A 25,072-nucleotide genomic window follows, 5' to 3' on the forward strand; every position below is an offset into this window, starting at 1 on the left:
AAATCTAAACATTCATCAAATGAAATCTCTTTTTCTCACTTTTATTTGCGTTTTTTTTATGATATCATGTAAAAAGAAAGCAGATGTGCAACAGGCAGAACCTACTAAAACAGAAACGGTTAGTTATGCTTCCTTCGGAAATAAAATTATAGCCGATGATGCTATTCCGGCAACGTCTATGGCTTCGCATTATAAATCTATGAATGTGGGCGACAGTATTCCTTCAAAAATAAAAGCAAAAGTTAATAGTGTTTGTCAGGCAAAAGGCTGTTGGATGCGTTTAGATTTGGAAGATGGTAACGAGGTTATGGTGAAATTTAAAGATTATGGTTTTTTTATGCCAAAAGATATCACCGGTCAAGAAGTTATTATTAATGGTAATGCTTTTGTTTCTGAAGTTTCAGTTGATGAGCAACGTCATTATGCCGCAGATGCAGGAAAAACTAAAGAAGAAATAGAGCAAATTATTGCACCTAAAAGAACATTTTCTTTTGAGGCTGATGGTGTACTCTTAAAACAATAAATTTGAAAAGAGAAGTTGTAATTACAGCCGATGGTTCTTCAACCATACATTTACCAGATTGGGACGAGCAATATCATTCTAAACATGGTGCCATACAAGAAGCTTACCATGTATTTATAAAACATGGTCTGCAATATTTTTATTCTGAAAACATAAAAGCGGAAGGTGAAGAAGTAGCCATTCTTGAAATTGGTTTTGGTACAGGCTTAAATGCTTTTATCACTTTTCTAGAAGCTGATAAACTAAAATTAAAAATAGATTATGTTGGAGTAGAAGCGTATCCCGTTTCCACGGAAGAAATACGTTTGTTAAACTACGCTAAGGAGCTTAAAGCTGAAAATAACGAATCTGTTTTTAAAGCGCTCCATGACGTTGATTGGAACGAAAAACATGCTTTAACCTCTAGCTTTTCAATTGAAAAGCAAAAGAAGTTTTTTGCCGAAATTAAAGACGAGCAAGCTTTTAATATCATCTACTTTGATGCTTTTGGTGCGCGCGTTCAGCCGGAATTATGGACAGAGCCTGTTTTTAAAACCATGTATAAAGCGTTAAAACCTGGTGGTGTTTTGGTAACCTATGCAGCAAAAGGTAGTGTGCGTCGTGCTATGCAAGCCGTTGGATTTACTGTGGAGCGTTTAGAAGGTCCTCCTGGAAAACGCGAAATGTTGCGTGGTACTAAATAGTAAAGATTCTTACTAGTTCATTCATTATAATATATCAATAATTTTAGAGCGTTATTCTTTATTTTATTAAAAATGAAGAAAGATTAAGCGCATCATTAATATTGTGTTAAACCTTCCCTAAAAGAGTAGTAAATAAAGTGGCTATTTTGTAACTTTAAATAAAAAGTAGATGCGAGTTTTAATAACAGGAGCTACGGGATTAATTGGACAAGAAATTGTTAGTCGCTGTCATGCTCAAAATATTCAGGTTAACTATTTAACTACAAGTAAATCTAAACTTGAAAACACCGAAAACTATCAAGGTTTTTACTGGCAACCTAAAACTAAAGAGATAGATTTAGATTGTTTTAAAAATGTAGATGCTATTATTAACTTGGCAGGTGCTACTATTTCAAAACGTTGGACGGCTTCATATAAAAAAATAATATTATCGAGTCGAGAAGATACGGCTCATTTACTTTTTGAGAGTCTTAAAAAAATAGAGCATCAGGTAACGCAAATGGTATCGGCTAGCGCTATTGGTTTATATCCCGATTCTTTAACCAATTATTACACCGAAGATTTTAAAATTAGTAGTTGCGATTCTTTTTTAAGTGAAGTTGTAAATGTTTGGGAAGCTGCTGTAGATCGTTTTTCAGAATTAAATATAGAAGTCGCTAAAATTAGAATTGGTTTAGTTTTAGCTGAAGATGGCGGTGCATTAACCGAAATGGTAAAGCCTGTAAAATTAGGTTTAGGATCTGCTTTTGGTAGTGGTAAACAATGGCAATCTTGGATTCATATAGAAGATTTGTCTCAGATTTTTATGCTCGCATTACAAGAAAAACTAAGTGGTGTTTATAACGCCGTTGCTCCAAACCCAACAACTAATTACGAGTTAACTAAAACGATAGCCACAACTTTAGATCGTCCCTTTTTTATGCCTAATGTGCCAAAGTTTGTCATGAAATTAGTGCTTGGCGAAATGCATCTTTTGTTGTTTGAAAGTCAGCGTGTAAGTTCTAAAAAAATAGAAGATGCTGGCTACGATTTTAAATTTCATCATTTACAACCGGCTTTAGATAATTTACTAGGTTAAGCGGTTCTGCAAAAAAAAAGTGACTCTTAAATTAAGAGCCACTTTTCAGAATGTTTTATTTTTTAAAATCGGCTTTCGTTAAACCGTTATTAAATTTTATATCGGTCCAGTTTACAAGTATCCAAGGTTCTTCGGTTACTTCTGCGTCCCAATTAGATTTTTTGTATTTACGTTTTGTTGGTATTAGTAAGTCCTCAACTTGTTTATATTCCATTATCATTAACATAGGTTCGGTTCTACCAAAATCCATAACGGTAAATAAAAACTGATCGACCAATTTAGTTTCTTTATTAATATACAATTGATAAATATCTGATGGTTTACTGGTGTTAAAAGAAACCTTAATAACATCATAGGCGGTATCGTTAATAGTTTGTTCCTTTAAGTATTCATATTGTAAACCTGGATCTAGCAATTTCTGCATCATGGCAAACCAATAAAAATTTGTAGGTCTGTTAAAAGCAACCTTCTTTAAAGCAGCGGCATCGTTTAATGGCGCTCCGTTATGTTTTATCCAAAATTCATTACCATCGTAACCTTGTTCTATTAAACCATCCAAATCGGCAAGTGTGCGCTCGTGTTTTTGATATGCTCCGTAAGATAGTTCTCCATTAAAAATATACTTTTCTGTAATAATATCGGTTTTACCATCTGGTATACGGTAGGTGTAAGTATAGACTACATCTTTTTTGCTGGCAAGTTTACTGTAGTTCCCAACTTTTTGTGTCATTTGGTACACTAATTCGTGAGCCTGATTTTGAAATTCTTGTTTTTGTTCTACAACCTTATCAATAGGTGTTTCTGCTTTGTTTTCTTTTGCTTCATTTTTGCAAGATGCTAAAGCGAAGACAGTAAAAGCGCTAAGGATTAAATTAATTTTTATTTTCATAGTTTTTTTACAAAGTTAAGTTTTAAGTCGTGTTTTACAATGGAGAACGCCTAGTGTTTACGTTCTTTTATAAAATAAAAAAGCCACCAAGTTTTCACAAGGTGGCTTTTCAATAAAATGTATATTATAATTAAGACTTCGCAGCTTTAACTGTAATTTTTAATTCAATATCATCATTGATAAATTTATCACCTAAATTATCAAACACAGATTTAGATCCGTATTGTACGTTCCATTTTGTTCTATCGATAGAAAATGCTTCACTAGTAATAGTAACAGCACCACCTTCGTTAGCTATAGTAACAGGGAAAGTTACATTGTTTTTAGCCTCTTTAAGTGTTAAGTTACCAGAAAGCATTGTTTTCCCTTCAGCATCAGTAACCTCAGTAATTGTAAAAACAGCACTTGGGTATTTCTCTACATCAAAAAAGTCAGCATTTGTTAAGTGACCTACTAATTTAGCATTTCCTTTATCATCAGCAGGAATATCTAAAACAGTTATCGATGCCATATCAATAATAAAAGATCCACCAACAACTTTTCCATTAGCAACATTAATTGCACCGCTTTCTAAAGCAATGGTTCCGTTATGCGAACCTGTTGGTTTAAAACCTGTCCATGCAATAGTAGATGCAGTTTTATCTACAGTGTAAATTTCAGCATTAACAGCTTCGGTTACAGCAGGAGTTTCAGCTTCTGTAGTTGTTGCTTCTTTTGCTTTGTCTTTACAGCTAAATACAGAAAGGCTTAAAGCTGTAATAAATAAAATATTTACAAATTTTGTTTTCATCGTTATAGTTTTTTTAAAAGTTTATGGTGTAAAATTACACAAAAGGGAATTCAATATAAAGGAATTTAGTACAAAATAAATTAATGACATTATGGCATTTTAATAATATTGGCAGTACTTTTGCCAACTAATTTTAAGAATTGCAAAATTGAAATTACAATGAGTGATAAAGATAACAAAGATATAGAGAACGAGCAAGTTGAAGCAAACCAAGCAGAAAACGTTGCAGTAGAAGAGCAAGAGGTTGAAGAACTGACGGTTGAAGAAAAATTACAAGCTGAAGTAAAGCAAGAAAAAGATAAGTTTTTAAGACTTTTCGCAGAGTTTGAAAACTACAAAAAACGTACCTCTAGAGAGCGTATTGAGTTGTTTTCTACAGCTAGTGAAGATGTAATGAAAACATTACTGCCAATTTTGGACGATTTTGAGCGTGCTTTAAGTCATATTGAAGACGATAAAGAAGCTGAAGAATTGCGTAAAGGTGTACTTTTAATTTACCAAAAACTGGTAAACACACTAGAGCAAAAAGGGTTAAAAGCAGTTGTGGTAGAGCAAGGTGAAGTTTTTAACGCCGATAATCACGAAGCAATTACTCAAATTCCTGCGCCAACAGATGATATGAAAGGTAAAATTATTGATGTAGTTGAAAAAGGCTATAAACTTGGCGAAAAAGTAATTCGTTTCCCGAAAGTAGTTATCGGACAATAAGAAGGTATTATTAATTAAAACAAATGCTTCCTTTCCGGAAGGGTTTACACAGCAATGGCAAAGAGAGATTATTACGAAATATTAGGCATTAGCAAAGGAGCAACGGCAGCCGAAATTAAAAAAGCTTACCGAAAAAAGGCAATTGAGTTTCATCCAGATAAAAATCCAGATGATAAAAGTGCTGAAGGTAAATTTAAAGAAGCAGCCGAAGCATATGAAATTTTAAGCGACGAGAATAAAAAAGCACGTTATGATCAGTTTGGTCATCAAGCTTTTGAAAACGGCGGCGGTGGCGGCGGTTTTGGCGGCGGCGGCATGAATATGGACGACATATTCAGTCAGTTCGGAGATATCTTCGGAGGCGGCGGTGGCGGCTTCGGAGGTGGCGGATTTTCTGGTTTTGGTGGTGGCGGAGGCCAACGCCGTGTTAAAGGAAGTAACCTACGTATTCGTGTAAAATTAACCTTAGAAGAAATTGCTAACGGTGTAGAAAAGAAAATAAAAGTAAAACGTAAAGTACAGGCCGATGGTACTACTTACAAAACTTGTTCTACTTGTAATGGTAGCGGGCAAGTAACACGTATCGCTAACACTATTTTAGGTCGTATGCAAACCTCTGCACCATGTAATGTTTGTGGTGGAGCGGGACAAACTATTGATAAAAAACCAGCTGATGCTGATGCACAAGGTTTAAAAGTGTCTGAAGAAACAGTTACTATTAAAATCCCTGCAGGAGTAGTAGATGGTATGCAACTTAAAGTATCTGGAAAAGGTAACGAAGCACCAGGTAATGGCGTTTCGGGAGATTTACTAGTTGCTATAGAAGAAGCAGAACATGAGACTTTACAACGTGAAGGCGATAATTTACATTACGATATGTATATTAGCTTGCCAGATGCTGTATTGGGTACATCTAAAGAAATAGATACCGTAACAGGTAAAGTGCGTATTAAAGTAGAAGCAGGAGTTCAATCTGGTAAAATTTTACGCTTACGCGGAAAGGGAATCCCGAGTATCAATGGATACGGAACCGGAGATTTGTTAGTACACGTAAATGTTTGGACACCAAAAACGCTAAACAAGCAACAAAAAGAATTTTTTGAAGCTATGAGAGACGATGATCATTTTTCTCCAAAACCGGAAAAATCTGATAAATCTTTTTTTGAAAAAGTAAAGGATATGTTCTCATAACCAAAAATATAAGTCAAAATCAAAAATCCGCTTTTTTAGCGGATTTTTTTTGTTTGCACTGAAAATTAACTCAAGCGAAATGTTAATAATTGTTAAAAAAAAGTTATATTTGATGTATCACTAATTTATTTTAGTGATAATTTTTCTTTTTCATAGCAATTTTTTTCCCATCCTTAATTTTTTAAGGGTGGGTTTTGTTTTTAAAGCATTATAGAGCACGTAAAAACGCTATCAGTTTGTGTAAAACAATAGAATCGGGCTCTAAATAATTTAAAGAGTTTACTGCTTTTAGAATGTCTTAATTTTGAGCGTAAATATTAAAACTAATTTTTTAAGAAAGCATCCGTTCAACTTAAGCTAACAACGAAACATTTAATATATTTACGGCAAACAAGTCAACTAAAAAATTAATGAGTAATTTATTAGAAGTTAACGAAGTTTCTAAAAATTTCGGAGACTTTACCGCACTAAATAAAGTGTCTCTATCAGTACCTAAAGGGAGTATTTTTGGACTTTTAGGACCTAATGGAGCAGGGAAAACAACCTTAATTCGCGTTATCAATCAAATAACAATGCCCGATTCAGGATCTGTTATTTTAGATGGCGAAGCCTTACGCGAAAATCATATTAGAGATATTGGTTATTTACCAGAAGAGCGTGGGTTGTACAAAACCATGAAAGTAGGCGAGCAGGCTCTTTATTTAGCACAACTTAAAGGCTTAAGTAAAACTGAAGCTAAAGCACGTTTGAAATATTGGTTCGATCGGTTGGATATTGGCGATTGGTGGAATAAAAAAATCCAGGAGCTTTCAAAAGGGATGGCACAAAAAATTCAATTTGTGGTAACGGTTTTGCACGAACCTAAATTGTTGATTTTTGATGAGCCATTTTCAGGGTTCGATCCTATAAATGCCGATATTATTAAAGATGAAATTTTACATTTAAGAGATCAAGGCGCGACCATTATTTTTTCTACGCATAGAATGGAATCTGTAGAAGAATTATGTGATGATATTGCACTAATTCATAAATCGAATAAAATATTAGAAGGGAAATTGGTTGATGTAAAACGTCAATTTAAATCAAATACTTTTGAAGTTGGAATTCGATCAAATAATCAACCGGGATTAAAACAAGAATTAGCTCAAAAATTCGATGTTTCCGACGCTTATTTTAAAACTTTAGAAAACGAGTTAAAACTAAATATTAAACTTCAAGATGCCCAAAAATCTAATGATTTATTAGGCTTCTTGGCAAGTAAAGGCGAAGTCTCTCATTTTGTAGAGTTAATACCAAGCGTTAACGATATTTTTATTCAAACAGTAAAGAATAATTAATTTTTATGAATCATTTACCACTTATTATAAAACGAGAGTATCTAAATAAAGTTAGAAATAAATCGTTTATAATTATGACGTTTTTAAGTCCCATTATTTTTATGGCACTTATTGGTGTTGTTGCATACTTAACACAATTAAACAATGATAAAATTCGTTTAATATCTGTGTTGGACGAATCTGGATTAGTAAAAGATACTTTTAAAGATTCAGAGCATACTACTTATCATGTTTTGGGAGAGATGTCTTTAAACGATGCTAAAGATTTATCTAAAGAAACAGAGGCTTATGGGTTATTGCATGTAGATAAAATGCAAGATTTAAAAAACTTATCTAAGCATATCACGTTTTATTCTGAAGAATCCCCATCGATAAACACTATTTCAGATTTAGAAAATCAGATAGAAGCTAAATTAACCAACATGAAACTTCTACAAAATGGTGTAGATGTAGATATGATTAATGCTTCTAAAATTAGCGTAGAGATTGCACAAGAAAGTTTTGACGGACAGAAAACATCAAAAATAGATAGTGTTATCAAAATTGCTTTTGGTGGCGCTTTAGGGTATTTGCTTTTTATGTTTATCATTATTTATGGAAATATGATTATGCGAAGTGTAATAGAAGAAAAAACGAGCCGAATTATAGAGGTTATTATTTCTTCCGTAAAGCCCGTACAACTTATGTTGGGTAAAATTTTTGGAACCTCTTTAGCAGGAATAACACAGTTTTTAATTTGGACTATTTTAGGTTTCATTTTAATGTTTGTGCTTTCCGCTGTGTTCGGGATCGATTTGGCACAAGTACAAACGCCGCAGCAACAAATGATGCAACAGGCTATGGAAAACCCAGAGCTTAATATGCGAATTCAAGATGTATTAACGGCATTTTATAATTTGCCATTGTTCAATTTAGTGTTGGCATTTATACTGTTTTTTATTGGAGGCTATTTGCTTTATAGTTCTTTTTACGCTGCTATTGGTGCGGCTGTGGATAATGAAACAGATACGCAGCAATTTATGATGCCTATAATAATGCCTCTAGTTTTAGCAGTTTATATTGGTATATTTACAGTGGTAGAAGATCCACACGGAACCGTATCGACAGTTTTTTCGTTTATACCTTTAACGTCGCCAGTGGTTATGTTAATGCGTATTCCGTTTGGAGTTCCAATTTGGCAACAAGTATTATCGTTTTCAATTTTGGTGGGCACATTTATGCTTACCGTTTGGTTTGCTGCAAAAATATACCGTGTTGGTATTTTAATGTATGGTAAAAAACCGACATACAAAGAGTTAATTAAATGGATGAAATATTAAAATGCAAGACAAGGTTATAGATCAAATAGAAGACACCATCGGTAATAGTTCCATTTGGGAACAGTTCATGGAGTTTTTAAATTATAATATTTATACCTACACCATAAAAGATGGTAGTGGCATAGAAACAGGCGTGCTAAAAGTAAAGTCCGTTTTGCTGGTGCTTATCATTTTAATATTAACCACTTATTTTTTACGTTTTGCGCGAAATTTAATGACGCGTAAAATGTCGGAAGATGATAAAACCAAATTCTTTACGGTTTTTTCATTTGCACGTTGGCTCATATATTTAGTTGTATTGCTTATTGCCATGGATTCTATTGGTATTAATGTTACGGCAATATTTGCGGCTTCGGCAGCTTTATTGATAGGTGTTGGTTTGGCGCTTCAAACATTGTTTCAAGATATTATTTCAGGAATTTTTATATTAATAGATCAATCGGTACATGTTGGTGATATTATAGAAATAGAAGGTAAGGTTGGGCGCGTAGAAGAAATAAAACTCCGCACAACACGAGCTGTAACTATAGATAATAGAGTGTTAATAATACCTAACCATTTATATTTAGCGAATAGCTTGTATAACTGGACCCAAAACGGATCGTCTACTAGAGAAGCTGTTGAGGTTGGTGTGGCATACGGTAGTGATGTACAACTTGTAAAAAAGTTACTTTTAGAAGCAGCAACCAATCATGAGTCGGTAATGCAACATCCAGCACCTTATGTGTTTTTTACAAACTTTGGGGATAGTGCTTTAGAATTTAAATTGGTATTCACTATAAACGATAGTTTTCAAGGGGCTATTCCTAAAAGTGAAATTCGCTTTGAAATAGATCGTTTATTTAGAGAAAATAAGGTTTCAATCCCTTTTCCTCAAAGAGATATTCATATTATTAAACAATAGATACTTGCTAAATTGTGATAAAAAAACAGGAATTTAAAAAGGTGTTAATTTTATTGTTCATGGTCGGTTTTTATATGGCACATGCACAATTGACAGATTTGGCGCGCTTAGAATATTCATTTATTCCTAAGAGTAATTCCGAAGATCAATACACACGATTAAGAGCGCTTTTAAATTACCCTATAGAACTTAAAAACGATTCTTATTTTATTGTGGGAGGAGAGTATAATCGAATTTTATTAAACTTAGAAGATGAGTACGATTTTGAAACTTCTGGTTTAAGTAAAATCCATATTATAGATTTAAACTTAGCTTATACGTTTAAGTGGAATGAAAAATGGCGTTTTGGAGTTAAATTCAATCCAAGAATAGCATCCACACTTACACATAAATTAAATTCTGATGATTTCTTTATGAATGGTGGCGTGTTTTTTATTAATAAAAGAACAGCTAGTGACGAGGTAAAAAAAGACAGTCGATTAATTTTAGGATTAACTTATAATGCTACAACCGGTTTACCTTTTCCGTTGCCATTTGTGAGTTATTATAGGAAAATTGATGAGAATTGGAGCTATACGGCCGGAATTCCAAAATCGAATTTAAAGTATCATTTCAACCCTAAAAATAATTTACAAGTATTTACAGGTCTCGATGGTTACTTGGCGCATTTACAAAAACCTTTAGTGATTAACGAAAAAGTGGCTGAGCATATATCATTATCTGTTGCCGTAAGCGGATTAGGGTACGAATATTGCTTTACTAAACATCTAGCGGCATATTTGTACACCGGATATACCGTGAGATTAAATAATGTAATTAGAAGTAATAATAGAGATGAAATTTTTAAATTAGACGATATTAACGCGTTCTATTTAAGAAGCGGACTAAAATTTAAAATATAAAGATGCCAAAAATACTAGTAATAGAAGATGAAGCAGCAATTAGACGTGTGCTTATAAAAATCCTTTCGGAAGAAAATGATACCTATCAAGTTGAAGAAGCAGAAGATGGATTAATTGGTATTGAAAAGATAAAAAACGAAGATTACGATTTAGTGCTTTGTGATATTAAAATGCCAAAAATGGATGGTGTTGAAGTATTAGAAGCTACTAAAAAAATAAAGCCAGAAATACCAATGGTTATGATTTCCGGGCACGGAGATCTTGATACGGCTGTAAATACAATGCGTTTAGGTGCTTTTGATTATATTTCTAAACCGCCAGATTTAAATCGTTTATTAAACACGGTTCGTAATGCTTTAGACAGAAAAGAGTTGTTTGTAGAAAACAAAATTCTGAAGAAAAAAGTAAGTAAGAAATACGAAATGATAGGTGAGAGTGATGAAATCTCTCAAATAAAAGATATTATAGATAAGGTAGCACCAACCGATGCACGTGTGCTGATTACAGGACCAAACGGAACAGGAAAAGAGCTTGTTGCTCATTGGTTACACGAAAAGAGTGATCGAGCAAAAGGAAATTTAATTGAAGTGAATTGTGCTGCCATACCTAGCGAATTAATCGAAAGTGAATTATTCGGACATGTAAAAGGTGCTTTTACAAGTGCAAATAAAGATCGTGCAGGTAAATTTGAAGCGGCTAATGGTGGAACCATTTTCTTAGATGAAATTGGAGATATGAGTCTTTCGGCGCAAGCCAAAGTATTACGTGCTTTACAAGAAAGCAGAATTCAACGTGTAGGAAGTGATAAGGATATTAAAGTTAATGTACGTGTAGTTGCAGCAACCAATAAAAACCTTAAGAAAGAGATTGAAGACGGTAATTTTAGAGAAGATTTATACCATAGGTTAGCGGTAATTTTAATTAAAGTACCGGCTTTAAATGAAAGACGTGGTGATATTCCGTTATTGATAAAACATTTTTCATCTAAAATATCTGGTGAGCAAGGTACAAACGAAAAGAAGTTTACCGAAAAAGCGGTTAAATTATTACAAGAATACGACTGGACGGGTAATATTCGTGAACTGCGTAATGTAGTAGAACGCCTTATTATTCTTGGTGGTGCTGAGGTTAGCGAGCAGGATGTTAAGTTATTCGCGAGTAAGTAGATTTTAGTTTATTCATATAAAAAAGGCAGTGTTTTATTGACCTCAATCAAGGGGTTTTAAAACACTGCTTTTTTATTTTATTAGAGAGGTTGAAGCTCTATTTGTGTAATAGGTTTTCAATACGTTTTAATCGTTCTTCTAAAGATTTTATTTTGTCGTCTTGGGATTTAATAATTTCATTTTGAGACTTTATTTTTTTGTTTAATTGTGTAATGAAGAGAAATTGTTCTTCTAATTTTTCAAGAGAAGACAATGATAATTCACTTAAATCAATTTGAAATCCATTGTTTTTAATCTCTTCATAAGATTTTACGCCCGGAAGATGATTGTGTTTTTTTGCAAAAGCTTCGGTTTCTTCAATCGACTTAAATTTATATTCCGAATTAATTTTAGATTCACCGTTAAAAAACTTTTCAAAAACATAATCGGCATAGCCTGAAGTAAAACCACCATTTGTAGCTATGTAGCTTTTTGCTGTTACTATACCAGAGGTAACAACCGATGTAATGGCTGTGTTTCCTAATCTTATTTCATTAGAAACTGTTGGGGAAGCTTGGTTTCCAATACCGATTGAGTTGGTTAACCCACTAATAGTAATGTTGTTTCCTAGTGCTATGCTGTTTTCTGAACTTCCATTAATTGTCGAGGTATTCCCTATAATTAAGGAATTTAAAGAAGCTCCAGACACTTGGGAATCGTGCCCGATGGCTAAAGAAGCAGTTGAATTCCCTAGAACTTGAGTATCAACTCCAATTGCTGTTCCGTCTTCAGATTCACTCTTTGCGTTGTTTCCTATGGCTAATGATGAAGTTTCAGTAGCTATAGCATCAGAACCTATCGCCATACTTTCTACACCTCTAGAAATAGCATTTTCTCCAATAGCTGTTGCATCTGTTCCACTGGCTTCTGCAATTCTTCCTAATGATAAACTTCTTATACCTGTTGCTGTGGTGCCACTTCCAAAAGCTAAAGCTTCTTGAGCGCTTGCTACAGCTTGCTCTCCAAGACTTGTTGATCGGTCTCCAGATGCTACTGTAGAACTCCCTATTGCTACAGAGTTCCCAGCTGTTGCAGTGGCTGAGTTTCCTATGGCAACAGAATCTGTTTGAGGTGTTTCAGAACCAGAACCAATAGCAACAGAGTTAGTTCCTGATGCAGTACTATTACTCCCTATTGCCACAGTATCATTATTAGTAGCGCTGGTATTATAGCCTAATGCTGTAGACCTAATAGCCGTTGCTTGAGAGACTGAGCCTACGGCGGTAGCATGAGATAAGCTTGCGTCACTCTCTTGACCAATAGCAGTGGAAAAAGAGTCATTACTTGAAGCGTTTCTTCCTATAGAAATAGATCTTGTTCCGGAGGCGTTTGAAAATCTCCCTATAGCAATGGCGTCTTGTTCTGTTGTAGTAGCACTATTCCCAATTGAAATAGTGGCTGTTTCACCTACTTTTGCCGCATTACCTATTGCTATTGCCGATTGGAGATCGTTATTTGTTGCATCTGCGTTTATACCTATAAATATGTTATAGTCACCATTAGTATTAAAGTCACCAGCGCGATAGCCTATGGCTGTGTTTCTACCTCCTAAGTTGTTTTTTAAGGCATCGACACCTATTGCTGTATTTTCTATACCCGTACTATTGGCTTCTAGACTACTAGTTCCAAAAGAAGTGTTTGTAGCATCTAATATTCCGGAAAGGACGTTATTTCTTTTGAAAACAGCATCTTGATCGTTTGTAGTTCCTAAAAAGTTTACGCTATCATCAATGTTGTTATTACCGCTAATATCCCATCTATTATATTGTAAAAATCTAATCCAGTCGGTTTGGGCATTATCCCAATAATAAAAGCCAGAATCGTAATTCTTGGCAGTACCAGTAATATTGACTGAAGTTAAGTCATTATTTAAATATACCATCATTGAGTTTTGGTTTCCATCTGGATTTGTAGATGGAAATACGTCAATTCTTGGAATTAATAATCCATCATTCGCATTTGGAACAGATACTGACGTTGCAGTTATATCTAAGGAAGCCTTGGGATCTGTGTTATTTATACCAACTTGGGCATAATTGTTTAGAGAAAACAAAAATGCGATGCATAATATTGCTAAGTTTTTCATAATTAAGGGAGTATATAACAAATCTATAAAAAAGTTTCTTTTTAAGACCCTGATTTTAATTTATTAATTGTCAACTCTTTTAAAAGAATAGTACTTTTTTTAGAAATATTAATATGTACATATATAATTATATGTAGCTTATTTATTTTACACTTTGTTAGTACCAGCGTTTTTTCTTCTTTTTAGAAGCTTCACTTTTTCTACCTTTTTTATGCTTGCTGCCTCCTGTTTTTTGAGACTTATGCACTATTGGCTTTGCTTTTGGATCTAAAGGGTAAGGATGATCGTCTATAACATCAAGTTGCATTTGTATAAGTTGTTGTATAGCGAGTACATAGCTTTTTTCATCGGCAGAACATAAAGAATATGCCATACCTGCTTTTCCTGCTCTAGCCGTTCTGCCAATGCGGTGTACATAAGTTTCTGGTATATTGGGTAAGTCGAAATTTACAACAGCATCTAAATCGCTAATATCAATACCACGGGCAGCAACATCTGTAGCAATTAAAATATTTACTTCGCCTTTCTTAAAACGTAATAAGGCATCTTGTCGAGCAGTTTGGCTTTTATCGCCATGAAGACTTTCTACTTTATAACCATTTTTAGATAAGGTTTGTTCAAGTTTTTCTACACCAAATTTAGTACGTCTAAAAATGATGATGTTTCCTTTAATAGTATTGCGTAGTAGGTGTAAACCTAATTCTATTTTATTTTGTTTTGGTACAAAGTAGAGTAGTTGGTTTACGTTTTTTGAAGTAGAAGAGTTTTGTGCAACTTCTACACGTTCTGGCTCGTTTAATATCGTGTTTGCCAATTGCTCTACCTTATAAGGGATAGTTGCAGAAAACAATAAAATTTGTTTTTCGCTGGTGCAAAGGCGCGCTACTTTTTTAACATCGTCAATAAAGCCCATGTCTAGCATTAAATCGGCTTCATCTAAAACAAGTGTTTCTACATAATCTAAATTTAAAGCATCTTGTTTATGTAAATCGAGTAAACGTCCAGGTGTAGCAATTAGAATGTCTATACCTTTTTTTAACACGTCCTTTTGAGGTTCGATAGGTGCACCGCCAAAAATAACAGAGGTTGTTAAGTTTGTATATGTGCTATAGGTTTTAAAGTTATTCTCTATTTGAATAGCCAACTCGCGAGTAGGACTAATAATTAAAGCCTTAATTTTTTTACCTTTTTTAGGAGCTTCTTGGTTATTAAATAAGCGCTGTAAAATAGGGAGCGCAAACGCAGCCGTTTTTCCTGTTCCTGTTTGTGCAGAAACAATGACGTCTTTTCCTTCTAAAACCAAAGGAATGGTTTTTTCTTGTACCAAGGTTGGATTATCGTAACCTGCTTCGGCAACGGCTCTTAAAATTGGGCGATTTAATTGTAAGTCTTTAAATGACATGTATTAATAATTTGCTACAAAGATACTATAAACCGCTTCAGCTTATTTTAAATATGCAGCTAATTTGTTTCTTTTTTTCTCCGGAAGGGCATCATTTTCTATAGCGCGTTTCAGTAAATCTTGGTCTTTTTCTTTAGCGTATAGCAATTGATACATTTGGGCTATGGTTAAGGAGTTTTTAGCTTCTTCTTGTAAAACCATGCGGTCTCCTGTTTTTACAAAACCTTCTTTTAGTATTCTAATATAAGAGCCTGGAAATCCATGGTCTATAAATGCTTTAAGTATGTTTTGGTCATTAAATTTTACACCCAATTTAAAACAAGGTTCACGAGGTTGCGTTATTTGTACTAAAGCGTCTCCTATTTTATATATATTGCCTACATAAATTTCCGATTCATCGAAATTAGAAACGGTTAAGTTTTCTCCAAACATACCCCAATTCCATTCTAAATCGGGATAGTGTTTTTTCCAATAATCATAATGTTTTTCAGAAAAAAGGTAACAAGCTTTAAATAAACCACCATGATATTTTCTATCGGTTACTTCATCGTTATCCACATCGGTTTTTCCAAGAAAAATAGGAGAGACCGTTGGTGTTTTATAAATACCAGTAACGACTTCCTTTTTGTTCCAAATTATTGTTGTTGGTTTGGCAAGGTTGGTGGCAATAATTTTCATAATTAATAAAACGAATTTATGTTTTGTTAGTAGATGCGTTACGAATTTACTCTAATTTTAATAAGCTTACAAATTAGGTGCGATTTATGTAATTAAGTCAAAATAATCATGGGTTTACTGAGTATTACCAAAATCAAATGTTAAATTTGTTCGAATAACTTTACATGTATATTTATGAGTCAAGTAATCACCTTTGGAGAAGTTTTAATGCGTATTTCACCTCGTGGACACAAAAAATTTATTCAATCTAACATGGTTGAATTTTATTTTGGAGGTACCGAGTTAAACGTGGGGATTTCCATTGCTAATTTTGGAGGTAATGTGAGACATATTAGTGCGGTATCTGACGATTTTATTGGAGAAACGGCATTATCTTATATTAATAAGTTTGGTGTAGATACCTCGTCTATAAGTTTATCTAAACGTCCGTTAGGTGTTTATTTCTTTGAAGTAGGGGCGGTAATGCGCCCAAGTAATATTTCGTATAATCGTTCACATTCTTCGTTCTCAGAGATTTTACCATCTATGGTGAATTGGGAACGCGCCTTAGACGATGGAAAATGGTTTCATTGGACGGGAATTACACCTGCATTAACACAAGGAAGTTTTGATACCTTAAAACAAGGTTTAATTTTAGCGAAAGAAAAAGGACTTACTATTTCTGCCGACCCTACATATAGAAGCGGTTTATGGAAATATGATAAAGATCCAAAAGAAGCTTTAACAGAATTACTTCATTATTCTACTATTTTTATAGGCGGTATAAATGAAATAAATGAAGTTTTAGGTACTGAATATAATTACTCTAACGAAGCTTTTATTGAAGCGAGTAAACAATTAATAAAAGAATTTCCTTCCATAGAAAAAGTTTTTGATAAAATTAGGACTTCCGTAAACGCATCTTGGCATAAAATACGTGCTAGAATGTGGAATGGTGTTGAATTTAGAGAAACCGAAGATTTAGATATTACACACGTTGTAGATAGAATAGGTACAGGAGATGCTTTTGCAGCCGGACTTATTTATGGTTTACAAAAACTGGACGATGATTATAAAGCCATTGAGTTTGCAAGTGCTGCCTGTGCTTTAAAACATACATATGAAGGTGATGTAAATTTAGCAACAGTAAAAGAAGTGATGGGGATTTTAGGAGGAAACACATCGGGACGTTTAACTAGATAATGTTGGTTTTTATTCTGAATGAAATAAAATAAGAATACTTATTTATAATATAAAATGCTAATTGGCTGCTCTTTGGAGTGGCCTTTTTTTGTTTCTAAGGCGAATTAATTTATTGGATTTCTTAATTATTTGAAGGGTATTGAGAGAATATGATAATTATCATAGTTGATTTTTGCTAATTACAATAATTTTATAGTATCAAAATAAGTAGTCATGGAAGTTAAAAAGAACCCACAATTAGAAATTGGTCGTAATAGCAGTTTATATTTTGCTATCGGACTTAATTTGATGTTATTCTTGTCTTGGCAAGCCTTAGAATTTAAGACTTACGATGCGCAAGATGAAATTGCAATGGATGTTTTAGACATGGAAGTAATCTATGAGGACGATATTCCTATTGTAAAAGCAGCTACACCTCCTCCTCCAGCAGCAGCTCCGGTTGTAATTACGCAAACGATTGAGGTAGTAGAAGACTTAGTAGATATTGAAGAAACTGTTTTCGAAAGTACAGAAACAGGACAAGATGATGCCATCTCAGAACACATTGTTGCAGTAGGCGATGTTATTGTAGAGAAAATAGAAGAAGAAGTAGAGGTTGCCTTTGCTGTAATTGAAGATGTACCTATTTTTCCTGGGTGCGAAGGTTTAGACAAACAAAAAACTAAAGATTGTTTTCAGAAAAAAATGCAAGAGCACGTGGTTAAAAACTTTACTTATCCACAAGCAGCATTAGATATGGGAATTCAAGGTCGTGTATCAGTCATCTTTATTATAGATTCTAAAGGTGTTACTACTAATATTCGTTCTAGAGGTCCGGATAGAATTTTAGAAACTGAGGCGGAGCGTATTATTGGTAAGTTACCAAAAATGCAACCAGGTAAACAACGTGGCAAACCAGTAAAAGTAGCTTATGCCGTGCCAATATTCTTTAAATACGAGGGCTAATAATAAAAGTCATCAAGTTATAGTCAAGCAGTCTAAAATATTTTTTAGGCTGCTTTTTTTTTGTAAATTACAATTCAGCATAAAAAAAATACAGTTGGGTAATTCAATTTTAAAAAACTCATAGTTCTGTTCGATATTTGTAGTATCAATAATTAAAACACGAACAATTATGGAACAAAGTATTATTAAAATTAGAGGCAGCGATTTAAAACTGATTAATAAAATTTAAGCAAACCAATCTATTAAAAACAAAGCATGACAAAATCAATAAAATATATTTTAATCACTTTTATCTTAGGGTGTTTGGTGTTTTTAATAGGAAGTTATTTATACAATGGGTTCGAGTATAAAACTTTTAGCGATTTACTAACCAGTTTTGTTTTTTATCAGCTATATGCTTTTGTTTTAGGTTATTCAAATATGTTCTTTTTCGATTACCTCGAACAGAAAAACTGGAAACGAGCGGATTATCTAAAACGTATAGGTATTGGTATTGCCGGATCTACAGTAATAACACTAGTTGGTCTCTTTATTATGCGTGCGGTAACAAACGTTTTTTATTTCGGAAACACCTTTAGTGTTTTTTTAGCCAATCAAAAATGGCAAAATTATCAGTTTGGTTTATGGATCACATTAACCATTGTTATTGGGTTTCACGTGGTGTTTTTTTACAACCGCTATCAGCAAAACCGAATAAAAGAGCAAAAGGTAATCGCAGGTACAGCAAGCGCAAAGTTCGATGCTTTAAAAAATCAATTAGATCCACATTTTCTGTTTAATAGTTTAAATGTATTAAGCAGTTTAATAGAAGAAAACCCGGTAAATGCTCAAAAGTTTACAACTTCATTATCTAAAGTATACCGTTATGTTTTAGAGCAAAAAAGTAAAGAATTAGTAACTGTTAATGAAGAACTTAAATTTGCGAAAACCTATATGTTGCTGCTTAAAATGCGTTTTGAAGACAGTATCGTTTTCACAATGCCCGAAACAGCTCAAAACCCAGAAAGTAAAGTGGTACCACTATCTCTGCAACTATTATTAGAAAACGCGGTAAAGCATAACATGGTAACAAGTAGTAAACCATTGCATATTAAAATTTACGAAAGCAACGGTAACCTGGTAGTAGAAAATAATCTACAACCCAAACAAATAGTAAAAAAGAGTACAGGCGTAGGTTTAAATAATATTAAACAGCGCTACAAACTCTTAACTAGTAAAACAATACACATTAACCAACAAGCGAGCACCTTTGCGGTAAGCATCCCGATGCTCACAAAAAAAACAACAATCATGCACACACATAAAACACAAATAAACGATCAATATTTACGCGCACGCAACCATGTAGACGAGTTAAAAAGTTTTTATTACAGCCTTTTATCCTACTGTTTGGTAATTCCTTTTTTAGTATTTGTAAATTATAAAACCTTCTGGAACGTACAGTGGTTCTGGTTTCCTATGTTTGGTTGGGGTATAGGTTTATGTATTCATGCCTACAGAGTATTCGTGAAGAATGGCCTTTTTGGTAGAAACTGGGAAAAGCGCAAAATGGACGAGTTTATGCGCAACGAGCAAAATAAATGGAACTAGAATTTAGTTTTTTACAAACCTTTAAACAAAACATCATGGAAAGAATAGACAATAATAACAATACCGATTTTGAAAAAGAAGACGCTTACCTGCGTGCCGAAAAACGAATAAAAGAACTTAAAGGCTTTTACTCGCATGCCTTTTTCTACGTTGTAATTAACTTGTTTTTAATAGGCATGGTAGCCTTTAATTCAGGGAGCGATTTATGGAGTTTTGGAACCTTTAGCACTGCTTTTTTCTGGGGTATTGGCTTATCTTTTCATGCTTTAGGTGTGTTTGGTAAAAATGCCTTATTCAGTAAAAGTTGGGAAGAACGTAAAGTTCGAGAATACATGCAAAAGGATGAAACCAAATGGGAATAGTATTTAAAAAGCTCAGATGGTTTAATTAATTTGAGCGTTACCCAAGGGTCGGGCTTTCTGCTATATCTTTTTTGGGTTAGGGTTTTAATAAAGAGTTGGTGACTCAAAACAGAAGTCTTGTTTTTAAAGTAAGTATCGTTTTAAAACACCAAAAAAGGATGCCGCATCAATCCCTAACGCGGGCCAATTAACAAAGTAAAGTATCAATTGAAATTATTGAATGTTTGTAAAGATGTGTTCCGCCGTCATTTCGAGGTAAGAAGAAATTACATAACATTATTTAGAAAATAAAAATCAACCTATGACAGTTATCATTATAGAAGACGAAAAACCATCGGCACGCCGACTTCAGCGTCAACTAAAAGTATTAAACATCGAAGCCGAAACTATGCTTCATTCCGTAGAAGAATCGATTGAATGGTTTCAAAATAATCCACATCCCGATTTAATATTTTTAGATATTCAATTAAGCGACGGACTTTCATTCGAAATCTTTGAAACTGTAGAAATTAAAAGCGCTGTAATTTTCACTACAGCTTATGATGAGTATGCTCTGCAAGCCTTTAAATTAAACAGTATTGATTACTTATTAAAACCTATTGACGACGACGATTTGGAGGTTGCCGTAAAAAAATATCAAGAACGTACACCGCAAAAACAAGGCGTTACCTTAGATTTCGATGATATTAAAAAATTGCTTGTTAACCCAATAGATCGCGTTTATAAAAAGCGCTTCTCTATAAAAGTAGGGCAGCACTTAAAACTTATTAATATAGACGATATCGAGTGTTTTTATAGCGAAAACAAAGGCACGTATGCATATACTACAGAAGGCAGAAACTACTTGTTGGATAGTACGCTAGATCAATTAGAAGACGAGCTAGAGCCACAAACCTTCTTCCGAATAAATCGAAAATTCTTTGTAAACATTAATGCCATAAAAGATATGGTGAGTTACACCAATTCGAGGTTACAAATTAAGTTACAGTCTTATAACGAGCAAGATGTTATTGTGGCACGCGAACGTGTAAAAGATTTTAAAAACTGGTTGGAGTAGAGGTTATCTCGAAAATAAGATAAGCTCAAGTTATTTCGTTATTAAAGCAATCGTTTTAATTAAATCACCATTATAAATAATTTCTATCAATGCTTTTTCATTAGATGGTTTTCCAAGGTGTTTAACTTCAATGTTAAATGTGGAGTTAGCATCTACTAAAAATTGCTCAGTTTTAGATTCTATTTTATAATTATCTTTTCCTGTACCTATTATTTTAATAGCACTAATAAAACTACCTGTATTACCCTTTTTATTTTTAACGGAAATAGATGTATTGCCGTTTGTTTGAATTTTTACTTGTTTAGGAGTAACGAGTTCCGAAGCAATTAGGGTTTTTCCTTTAGGTTTGTCTTTATTATAAACCTCCATATTAAGTTGTCTGCCACCAGCTCGCTTTGGAGATCCGGCTGCAATATAAATACCTTCACCAGATAAAATGGCTTGAGATCCATGTCTTGGGTAAAGCATTGGTGATTTATTTGTCCAAATTCCGGTTTCGGGATTATAGGCTTCCACAATTTTAAAAGCAGGACCTTTCTTTTCGCCTTCGCCACCCATAACATACAACTCGTTGTTAAAAGCCATGATGCCTGGCGCAGCTCTAGGCGTTGGTAAATTATTTTTTAAAGTAGACCATGTTTTGGTGTCAAAATTATAAGTATCCACAACATCAATTAATGGAGAAAAGACGCCGCCTTCTCCACCAGACTTTCTACCTCCAGCAGCATAGAGTGTATTACCGATAACTGCGGCATGAAAGTGATCTCTTTGTTGAGATGCATTTTGTAAAACCGTCCAGGTGTTTGTTTTGGGATTATAGGTGTCAAACCAATTTACGTAACCACCATCATGGCCTATGGTATTCCCTCCAATTAAATAAAATGCATTGTTGTAAACAACTAAACCTGCACCTCCACGTCTTCGGTTTTCTGGAATTTCAGGACCTTTTATCCATTTATCGGTTGGTGGATGGTATAGCCAAATAGCCTCTTCAGGTGTTTCTTTAGGAAAAGCGTTGGTTTTAAATGCACCAATAACCCAAACAAAACCTTGATATAAGGTCGCTTGAAAGTGGTTAAACTCTTTTGGCGCTTTAGTGGTTGCCTTTTTCCAGGTGTTATTTTTAAAATTGTATAATTCTAAAGTTTGGGCAGATTCTCTTCCTCCAAAAAGTATAAAGTTATCACCGGCTTGCACAAAAGAGCATTCGTGTCGTGCAGTATAGTTTTCATCTTCATCTTTATCAATCCATTGATCTGTAATTTTTTTTGAAGTTTGTCCGTTCATTAAAATGGGAGCCAAACAAAACACAAAATAGGCTAGAAGGTTTCTAGAGGAATCAATTTTCTTCATAATTTAAAAATAAAACACATTGCTGATTTTCAAATTTAAGAATAACTAATACCGCTAGGAAATATTATCCTGAGTTTTAGCGAAAAATTATAGCTTGTTAGTAAGAGTATTATGTACGTGTTTTTTGTTTTCTGAAAAGAGCACGCTATGCTCTAAGTTAGTTCGGTTAAAATTACCGAAAAACTTAAAAGATGTATTTAAACAGGGAATGTAAGTTGAAAAAAGATAAAATGAGAGCGAGTAAATTTAAAAAGGTCTCGTAATACTTAAATATAATCGTCTTTGTTATTTGTATTAAAATTGACGCTTTTGTAAAAAGGGCAAAAAGCAGTTATACTAGCAAAGGCAAACATAAATGAAATCGCAATAAGGATAATGCCAATAATACCTCTAATTTCACCTAAAAAAAATAAAGATAACAAGAGTATGGCCACAATAAACCTTACGAGTCTATCGAAATTACTCATGTTTTTTTTGAGTTTAATCATAATTATAAAAGTTAGTTCGGTATTTAGGGGAAACAAATTTAACTATTTATTAAGGATAATGAAGCTTTAACTTACGGTTTTATGATGTTTTTTCTCGTTTTTGTTTGTTTAACGGTTTTATTTATAGGTAAGTACGTTGTTTAATCAAGAATGGCTTTAGAAAACAATTACCGCAATAGATTCAATCTGCAAGAAATATTTATATTTTTACTTCAAAACATAATAATGTTGAAGTAATTTTTGCGTGGGTTTTCTATTGAAATTTATTTTTTGAAAACCTTAGTAAAAATAGAATCAATAATTTATCACAATTCAAATAATGGATCTTTTCAATAAACTTTTTAAAAATCAATTAGGGAATGATAATGTTTTTCCAAAAGAAGGTGATGATGGTATTGTAACTATTGAAAATGATAAAATTATTAGCGATGGGAACCATGGTATATATAGCTGTGAGGTGAATTTAAATGATCTGCAATACGCTTACATTGTTATAGGGCAGAACAATTTGGTGAGCCTTTTCCTTTTTGATTATCATCAAAATTATATTCCGGTAAATTATAAAGGATTTAAAAAAGTTTATGAAACATTATCGAGTAGGTTTAAGTTTGATGATGCTGCGTTTTTTGAAAATATCAACAAAAAGGAGAAATTTAAAAAAGTAATATGGAGGAAGCAACAGAGTCCTACATATCAAATTCTAGCAACAGGCTATAATGATTATGCAGTTGGGTTTGAGATTCAATCTCCCAGGAAGCAATTTATAAACTGGAACACCACGTATAGTGAACTCGAGAAAAGTGAACATGTCTTTTTTCAAAAATCACCTTATAACCAGAACATACTGAAATTTAAATATCCAATTCGTATCGGTAATATTCTACTTAACGATTTTGGCTCTTATTTTGATAATAAGCGAAAAGACGTTGCTGTTTTAAACTTCTACACTCACTGTTTTGATAACCTAGGAACGGATAGAAGTTATAATGATTTGAAAGAAACTTTAAAAAGAGATCTAAACTTTGATGATAAAAATTATGGTTATGAAAGAGACGATCAAAAAAACATCCACTTCGACTTAAAAGGAATTAATTTGTCTATTTGCTATACTTACGATAGCGATTGGCTATTTAATGGTGGTTATACCTCTTTATCTATTGAAAATAGAAGGGAATATCCCGAATTATTATTAGATATCGATTATGAAAAACGTTTAACAATTTCTGAAGCGTTAGTGTTTGATAAAAAAGTAGGAATACCTATAGATTATAAACGCCATGTAAGGATAAAGCGTAGACCAAAGAAAATTAGTGAAGTGTTTAATGAAAGTGCTGTAATTTGGGTAGATAGAGAAAATGAAAAGATAGGTTTTTCTTCTAATGAATTTGCTCAAGTATTTAGCACAAACGAAATAGAATCGTTTTGTGTGCAGAACGTGCTACCTGCAAAAGGTAGTGGAGGTGCGTATCTTGAAATTGTACTTAATAACGGAAAGCATAATTATGCAATTTTTAATCAAGCATGTTCATTTTTTGATGCTTATGCCGAACAAATTGAAAAGCTAACAGGTAAGAAGTTGGTCTTTGCTGAAGCGTATCACGATTGCTAGTTTTATTTTTATTGAAAGTTTTGTTCTGAATTTCTTCAAAATAAAAACATTGAAAAATTATTAAGAATCTAAAGTTTTTATCGTTAAAATGATATCGGTTACAAATTAAATCAATAGCATTAATCGATTATGGAGTTCTGAAATATATTTGAGGCACAAACCATTAAATAAATTTTATGACTTTACAAGACTATATTAATTTAGTACTTTCCGTATTAGGTGTTTTTTCAATAATAATTATTATAACTAGAATTTTCGGTTTAAGAACTTTTGCTAAAATGTCTAGTTTCGACTTTGCATCAACCATTGCAGTTGGATCTATTTTAGCCTCCATTATAATGAATAGTAATTATTCTTTAGGTAAAGGAGCTGTTGCATTAATCGCTATTATTGGTTTTCAAACCTTGTTCTCTTATCTGGTTAGAAAAATAGATTTCTTTAAAAATCTATTTACAAATAAGCCTCAAATTATTATGTGGAATGGTAAAATTCTTCATAAAAAACTGAAAGCGTGTAATGTTGGTGAAGACGATTTAATAGCGAAACTGAGAGAGGCAAATGTGCACAACTTTAATGAGGTGAAAGCTGTTATTTTTGAAAGTACAGGTGATATTTCTGTAATTCATAATGATGAACAAAAACCTGTTGGCGCTGAGGTATTGGTTGATGTGAGTAAGGAAGGGTTGAATTGGAATAATTAAAGACGTATAATTAATGAAAGTAACTGTTTGAGTTTTATTTATAGCAAAGACTATTGCTTGAATTAAAGTATCTTTGTTAGTAAGAACACG

The 25,072-nt window shown here is 33.2% G+C and carries 24 protein-coding genes; 17 read left to right on the plus strand and 7 right to left on the minus strand.

The window, feature by feature from the left end; genetic code table 11:
- The first annotated feature begins 19 nt into the window (after positions 1-19).
- The 3 genes from V6246_RS17035 (at position 20) to V6246_RS17045 (ending at position 2,284) form a co-directional block, all read left to right on the plus strand.
- Positions 20-523, plus strand: coding sequence for a DUF4920 domain-containing protein (locus V6246_RS17035; protein ID WP_341561671.1), 504 nt, complete (start codon positions 20-22; stop codon positions 521-523).
- A 2-nt stretch (positions 524-525) separates the two neighbouring features.
- On the plus strand, positions 526-1,206 hold the full coding sequence (gene mnmD / locus V6246_RS17040; RefSeq protein WP_341561672.1) for a tRNA (5-methylaminomethyl-2-thiouridine)(34)-methyltransferase MnmD: 681 nt from the start codon (positions 526-528) through the stop codon (positions 1,204-1,206).
- A 169-nt stretch (positions 1,207-1,375) separates the two neighbouring features.
- Positions 1,376-2,284, plus strand: coding sequence for a TIGR01777 family oxidoreductase (locus V6246_RS17045; protein ID WP_341561673.1), 909 nt, complete (start codon positions 1,376-1,378; stop codon positions 2,282-2,284).
- 55 nt (positions 2,285-2,339) lie between these two features.
- On the opposite strand, the gene V6246_RS17050 is transcribed toward V6246_RS17045, so the two are convergent.
- Entirely contained in the window at positions 2,340-3,173 is an 834-nt protein-coding gene (locus tag V6246_RS17050) for a hypothetical protein (RefSeq protein WP_341561674.1), read from the minus strand.
- A gap of 130 nt (positions 3,174-3,303) precedes the next feature.
- The gene (locus tag V6246_RS17055; RefSeq protein ID WP_341561675.1) at positions 3,304-3,963 is read right to left on the minus strand and encodes a YceI family protein; all 660 of its coding nucleotides are present in this window, start codon (positions 3,961-3,963) and stop codon (positions 3,304-3,306) included.
- Positions 3,964-4,122: 159 nt separating this feature from the next.
- Here V6246_RS17055 and V6246_RS17060 point away from each other — a divergent pair, with 159 nt between their 5' ends.
- From V6246_RS17060 to V6246_RS17090, 7 genes are all read left to right on the plus strand, one after another.
- The gene (locus V6246_RS17060; protein ID WP_159019486.1) at positions 4,123-4,671 is read left to right on the plus strand and encodes a nucleotide exchange factor GrpE; all 549 of its coding nucleotides are present in this window, start codon (positions 4,123-4,125) and stop codon (positions 4,669-4,671) included.
- Positions 4,672-4,725: 54 nt separating this feature from the next.
- Positions 4,726-5,862 (plus strand): molecular chaperone DnaJ, encoded by a 1,137-nt coding sequence (dnaJ, locus tag V6246_RS17065; RefSeq protein WP_159019487.1) that lies wholly within the window; start codon positions 4,726-4,728, stop codon positions 5,860-5,862.
- 410 nt (positions 5,863-6,272) lie between these two features.
- Positions 6,273-7,199 carry an ABC transporter ATP-binding protein gene (locus tag V6246_RS17070; protein WP_341561676.1) on the plus strand — a complete coding sequence of 309 codons (927 nt, stop codon included), beginning with the start codon at positions 6,273-6,275 and terminating at the stop codon, positions 7,197-7,199.
- 5 nt (positions 7,200-7,204) lie between these two features.
- Positions 7,205-8,518, plus strand: a complete 1,314-nt coding sequence (locus V6246_RS17075; RefSeq protein WP_341561677.1) for an ABC transporter permease — start codon at positions 7,205-7,207, stop codon at positions 8,516-8,518.
- A gap of 1 nt (position 8,519) precedes the next feature.
- The gene (locus tag V6246_RS17080; RefSeq protein WP_341561678.1) at positions 8,520-9,422 is read left to right on the plus strand and encodes a mechanosensitive ion channel family protein; all 903 of its coding nucleotides are present in this window, start codon (positions 8,520-8,522) and stop codon (positions 9,420-9,422) included.
- Between the two features lie 59 nt (positions 9,423-9,481).
- Positions 9,482-10,324 carry a DUF6268 family outer membrane beta-barrel protein gene (locus V6246_RS17085; protein WP_341561679.1) on the plus strand — a complete coding sequence of 281 codons (843 nt, stop codon included), beginning with the start codon at positions 9,482-9,484 and terminating at the stop codon, positions 10,322-10,324.
- Between the two features lie 2 nt (positions 10,325-10,326).
- Entirely contained in the window at positions 10,327-11,490 is a 1,164-nt protein-coding gene (locus tag V6246_RS17090; RefSeq protein ID WP_159019492.1) for a sigma-54-dependent transcriptional regulator, read from the plus strand.
- A 97-nt stretch (positions 11,491-11,587) separates the two neighbouring features.
- Here the strand turns inward: V6246_RS17090 and V6246_RS17095 are convergent, their stop codons facing one another.
- From V6246_RS17095 to V6246_RS17105, 3 genes are all read right to left on the minus strand, one after another.
- Positions 11,588-13,615 carry a hypothetical protein gene (locus tag V6246_RS17095; RefSeq protein ID WP_341561680.1) on the minus strand — a complete coding sequence of 676 codons (2,028 nt, stop codon included), beginning with the start codon at positions 13,613-13,615 and terminating at the stop codon, positions 11,588-11,590.
- A 157-nt stretch (positions 13,616-13,772) separates the two neighbouring features.
- On the minus strand, positions 13,773-15,017 hold the full coding sequence (locus V6246_RS17100; RefSeq protein ID WP_042501562.1) for a DEAD/DEAH box helicase: 1,245 nt from the start codon (positions 15,015-15,017) through the stop codon (positions 13,773-13,775).
- Positions 15,018-15,059: 42 nt separating this feature from the next.
- Positions 15,060-15,695 carry an MOSC domain-containing protein gene (locus V6246_RS17105; protein ID WP_341561681.1) on the minus strand — a complete coding sequence of 212 codons (636 nt, stop codon included), beginning with the start codon at positions 15,693-15,695 and terminating at the stop codon, positions 15,060-15,062.
- Positions 15,696-15,869: 174 nt separating this feature from the next.
- Here V6246_RS17105 and V6246_RS17110 point away from each other — a divergent pair, with 174 nt between their 5' ends.
- The 5 genes from V6246_RS17110 to V6246_RS17130 all read left to right on the plus strand — a co-directional run bounded on the left by V6246_RS17110 (position 15,870) and on the right by V6246_RS17130 (position 20,831).
- Positions 15,870-16,877: a sugar kinase gene (locus tag V6246_RS17110; protein ID WP_042501566.1), complete on the plus strand. Its 1,008-nt coding sequence runs from the start codon at positions 15,870-15,872 to the stop codon at positions 16,875-16,877.
- A 213-nt stretch (positions 16,878-17,090) separates the two neighbouring features.
- The gene (locus V6246_RS17115; RefSeq protein ID WP_159019497.1) at positions 17,091-17,822 is read left to right on the plus strand and encodes an energy transducer TonB; all 732 of its coding nucleotides are present in this window, start codon (positions 17,091-17,093) and stop codon (positions 17,820-17,822) included.
- Positions 17,823-18,077: 255 nt separating this feature from the next.
- A complete protein-coding gene (locus tag V6246_RS17120; protein WP_341561682.1) occupies positions 18,078-19,412 on the plus strand; it encodes a histidine kinase in 1,335 nt (444 codons plus the stop codon).
- A 35-nt stretch (positions 19,413-19,447) separates the two neighbouring features.
- Positions 19,448-19,774, plus strand: coding sequence for a 2TM domain-containing protein (locus V6246_RS17125; protein WP_341561683.1), 327 nt, complete (start codon positions 19,448-19,450; stop codon positions 19,772-19,774).
- Between the two features lie 301 nt (positions 19,775-20,075).
- Positions 20,076-20,831: a LytR/AlgR family response regulator transcription factor gene (locus V6246_RS17130; protein ID WP_341561684.1), complete on the plus strand. Its 756-nt coding sequence runs from the start codon at positions 20,076-20,078 to the stop codon at positions 20,829-20,831.
- Between the two features lie 30 nt (positions 20,832-20,861).
- On the opposite strand, the gene V6246_RS17135 is transcribed toward V6246_RS17130, so the two are convergent.
- Together V6246_RS17135 and V6246_RS17140 are read right to left on the minus strand one after the other, a co-directional pair.
- Positions 20,862-22,184 (minus strand): Kelch repeat-containing protein, encoded by a 1,323-nt coding sequence (locus tag V6246_RS17135; protein ID WP_341561685.1) that lies wholly within the window; start codon positions 22,182-22,184, stop codon positions 20,862-20,864.
- A 266-nt stretch (positions 22,185-22,450) separates the two neighbouring features.
- On the minus strand, positions 22,451-22,672 hold the full coding sequence (locus V6246_RS17140; RefSeq protein ID WP_159019502.1) for a YgaP-like transmembrane domain: 222 nt from the start codon (positions 22,670-22,672) through the stop codon (positions 22,451-22,453).
- Positions 22,673-22,991: 319 nt separating this feature from the next.
- Between V6246_RS17140 and V6246_RS17145 the strand changes: the two genes are divergently transcribed.
- The gene (locus V6246_RS17145; RefSeq protein WP_341561686.1) at positions 22,992-24,281 is read left to right on the plus strand and encodes a hypothetical protein; all 1,290 of its coding nucleotides are present in this window, start codon (positions 22,992-22,994) and stop codon (positions 24,279-24,281) included.
- Positions 24,282-24,457: 176 nt separating this feature from the next.
- Positions 24,458-24,982 carry a DUF421 domain-containing protein gene (locus V6246_RS17150; protein WP_341561687.1) on the plus strand — a complete coding sequence of 175 codons (525 nt, stop codon included), beginning with the start codon at positions 24,458-24,460 and terminating at the stop codon, positions 24,980-24,982.
- Positions 24,983-25,072: the final 90 nt, after the last annotated feature.

Origin of the sequence: Algibacter sp. TI.3.09, assembly GCF_038154905.1 — a bacterium.
Taxonomy (GTDB): Bacteria; Bacteroidota; Bacteroidia; order Flavobacteriales; family Flavobacteriaceae; genus Algibacter.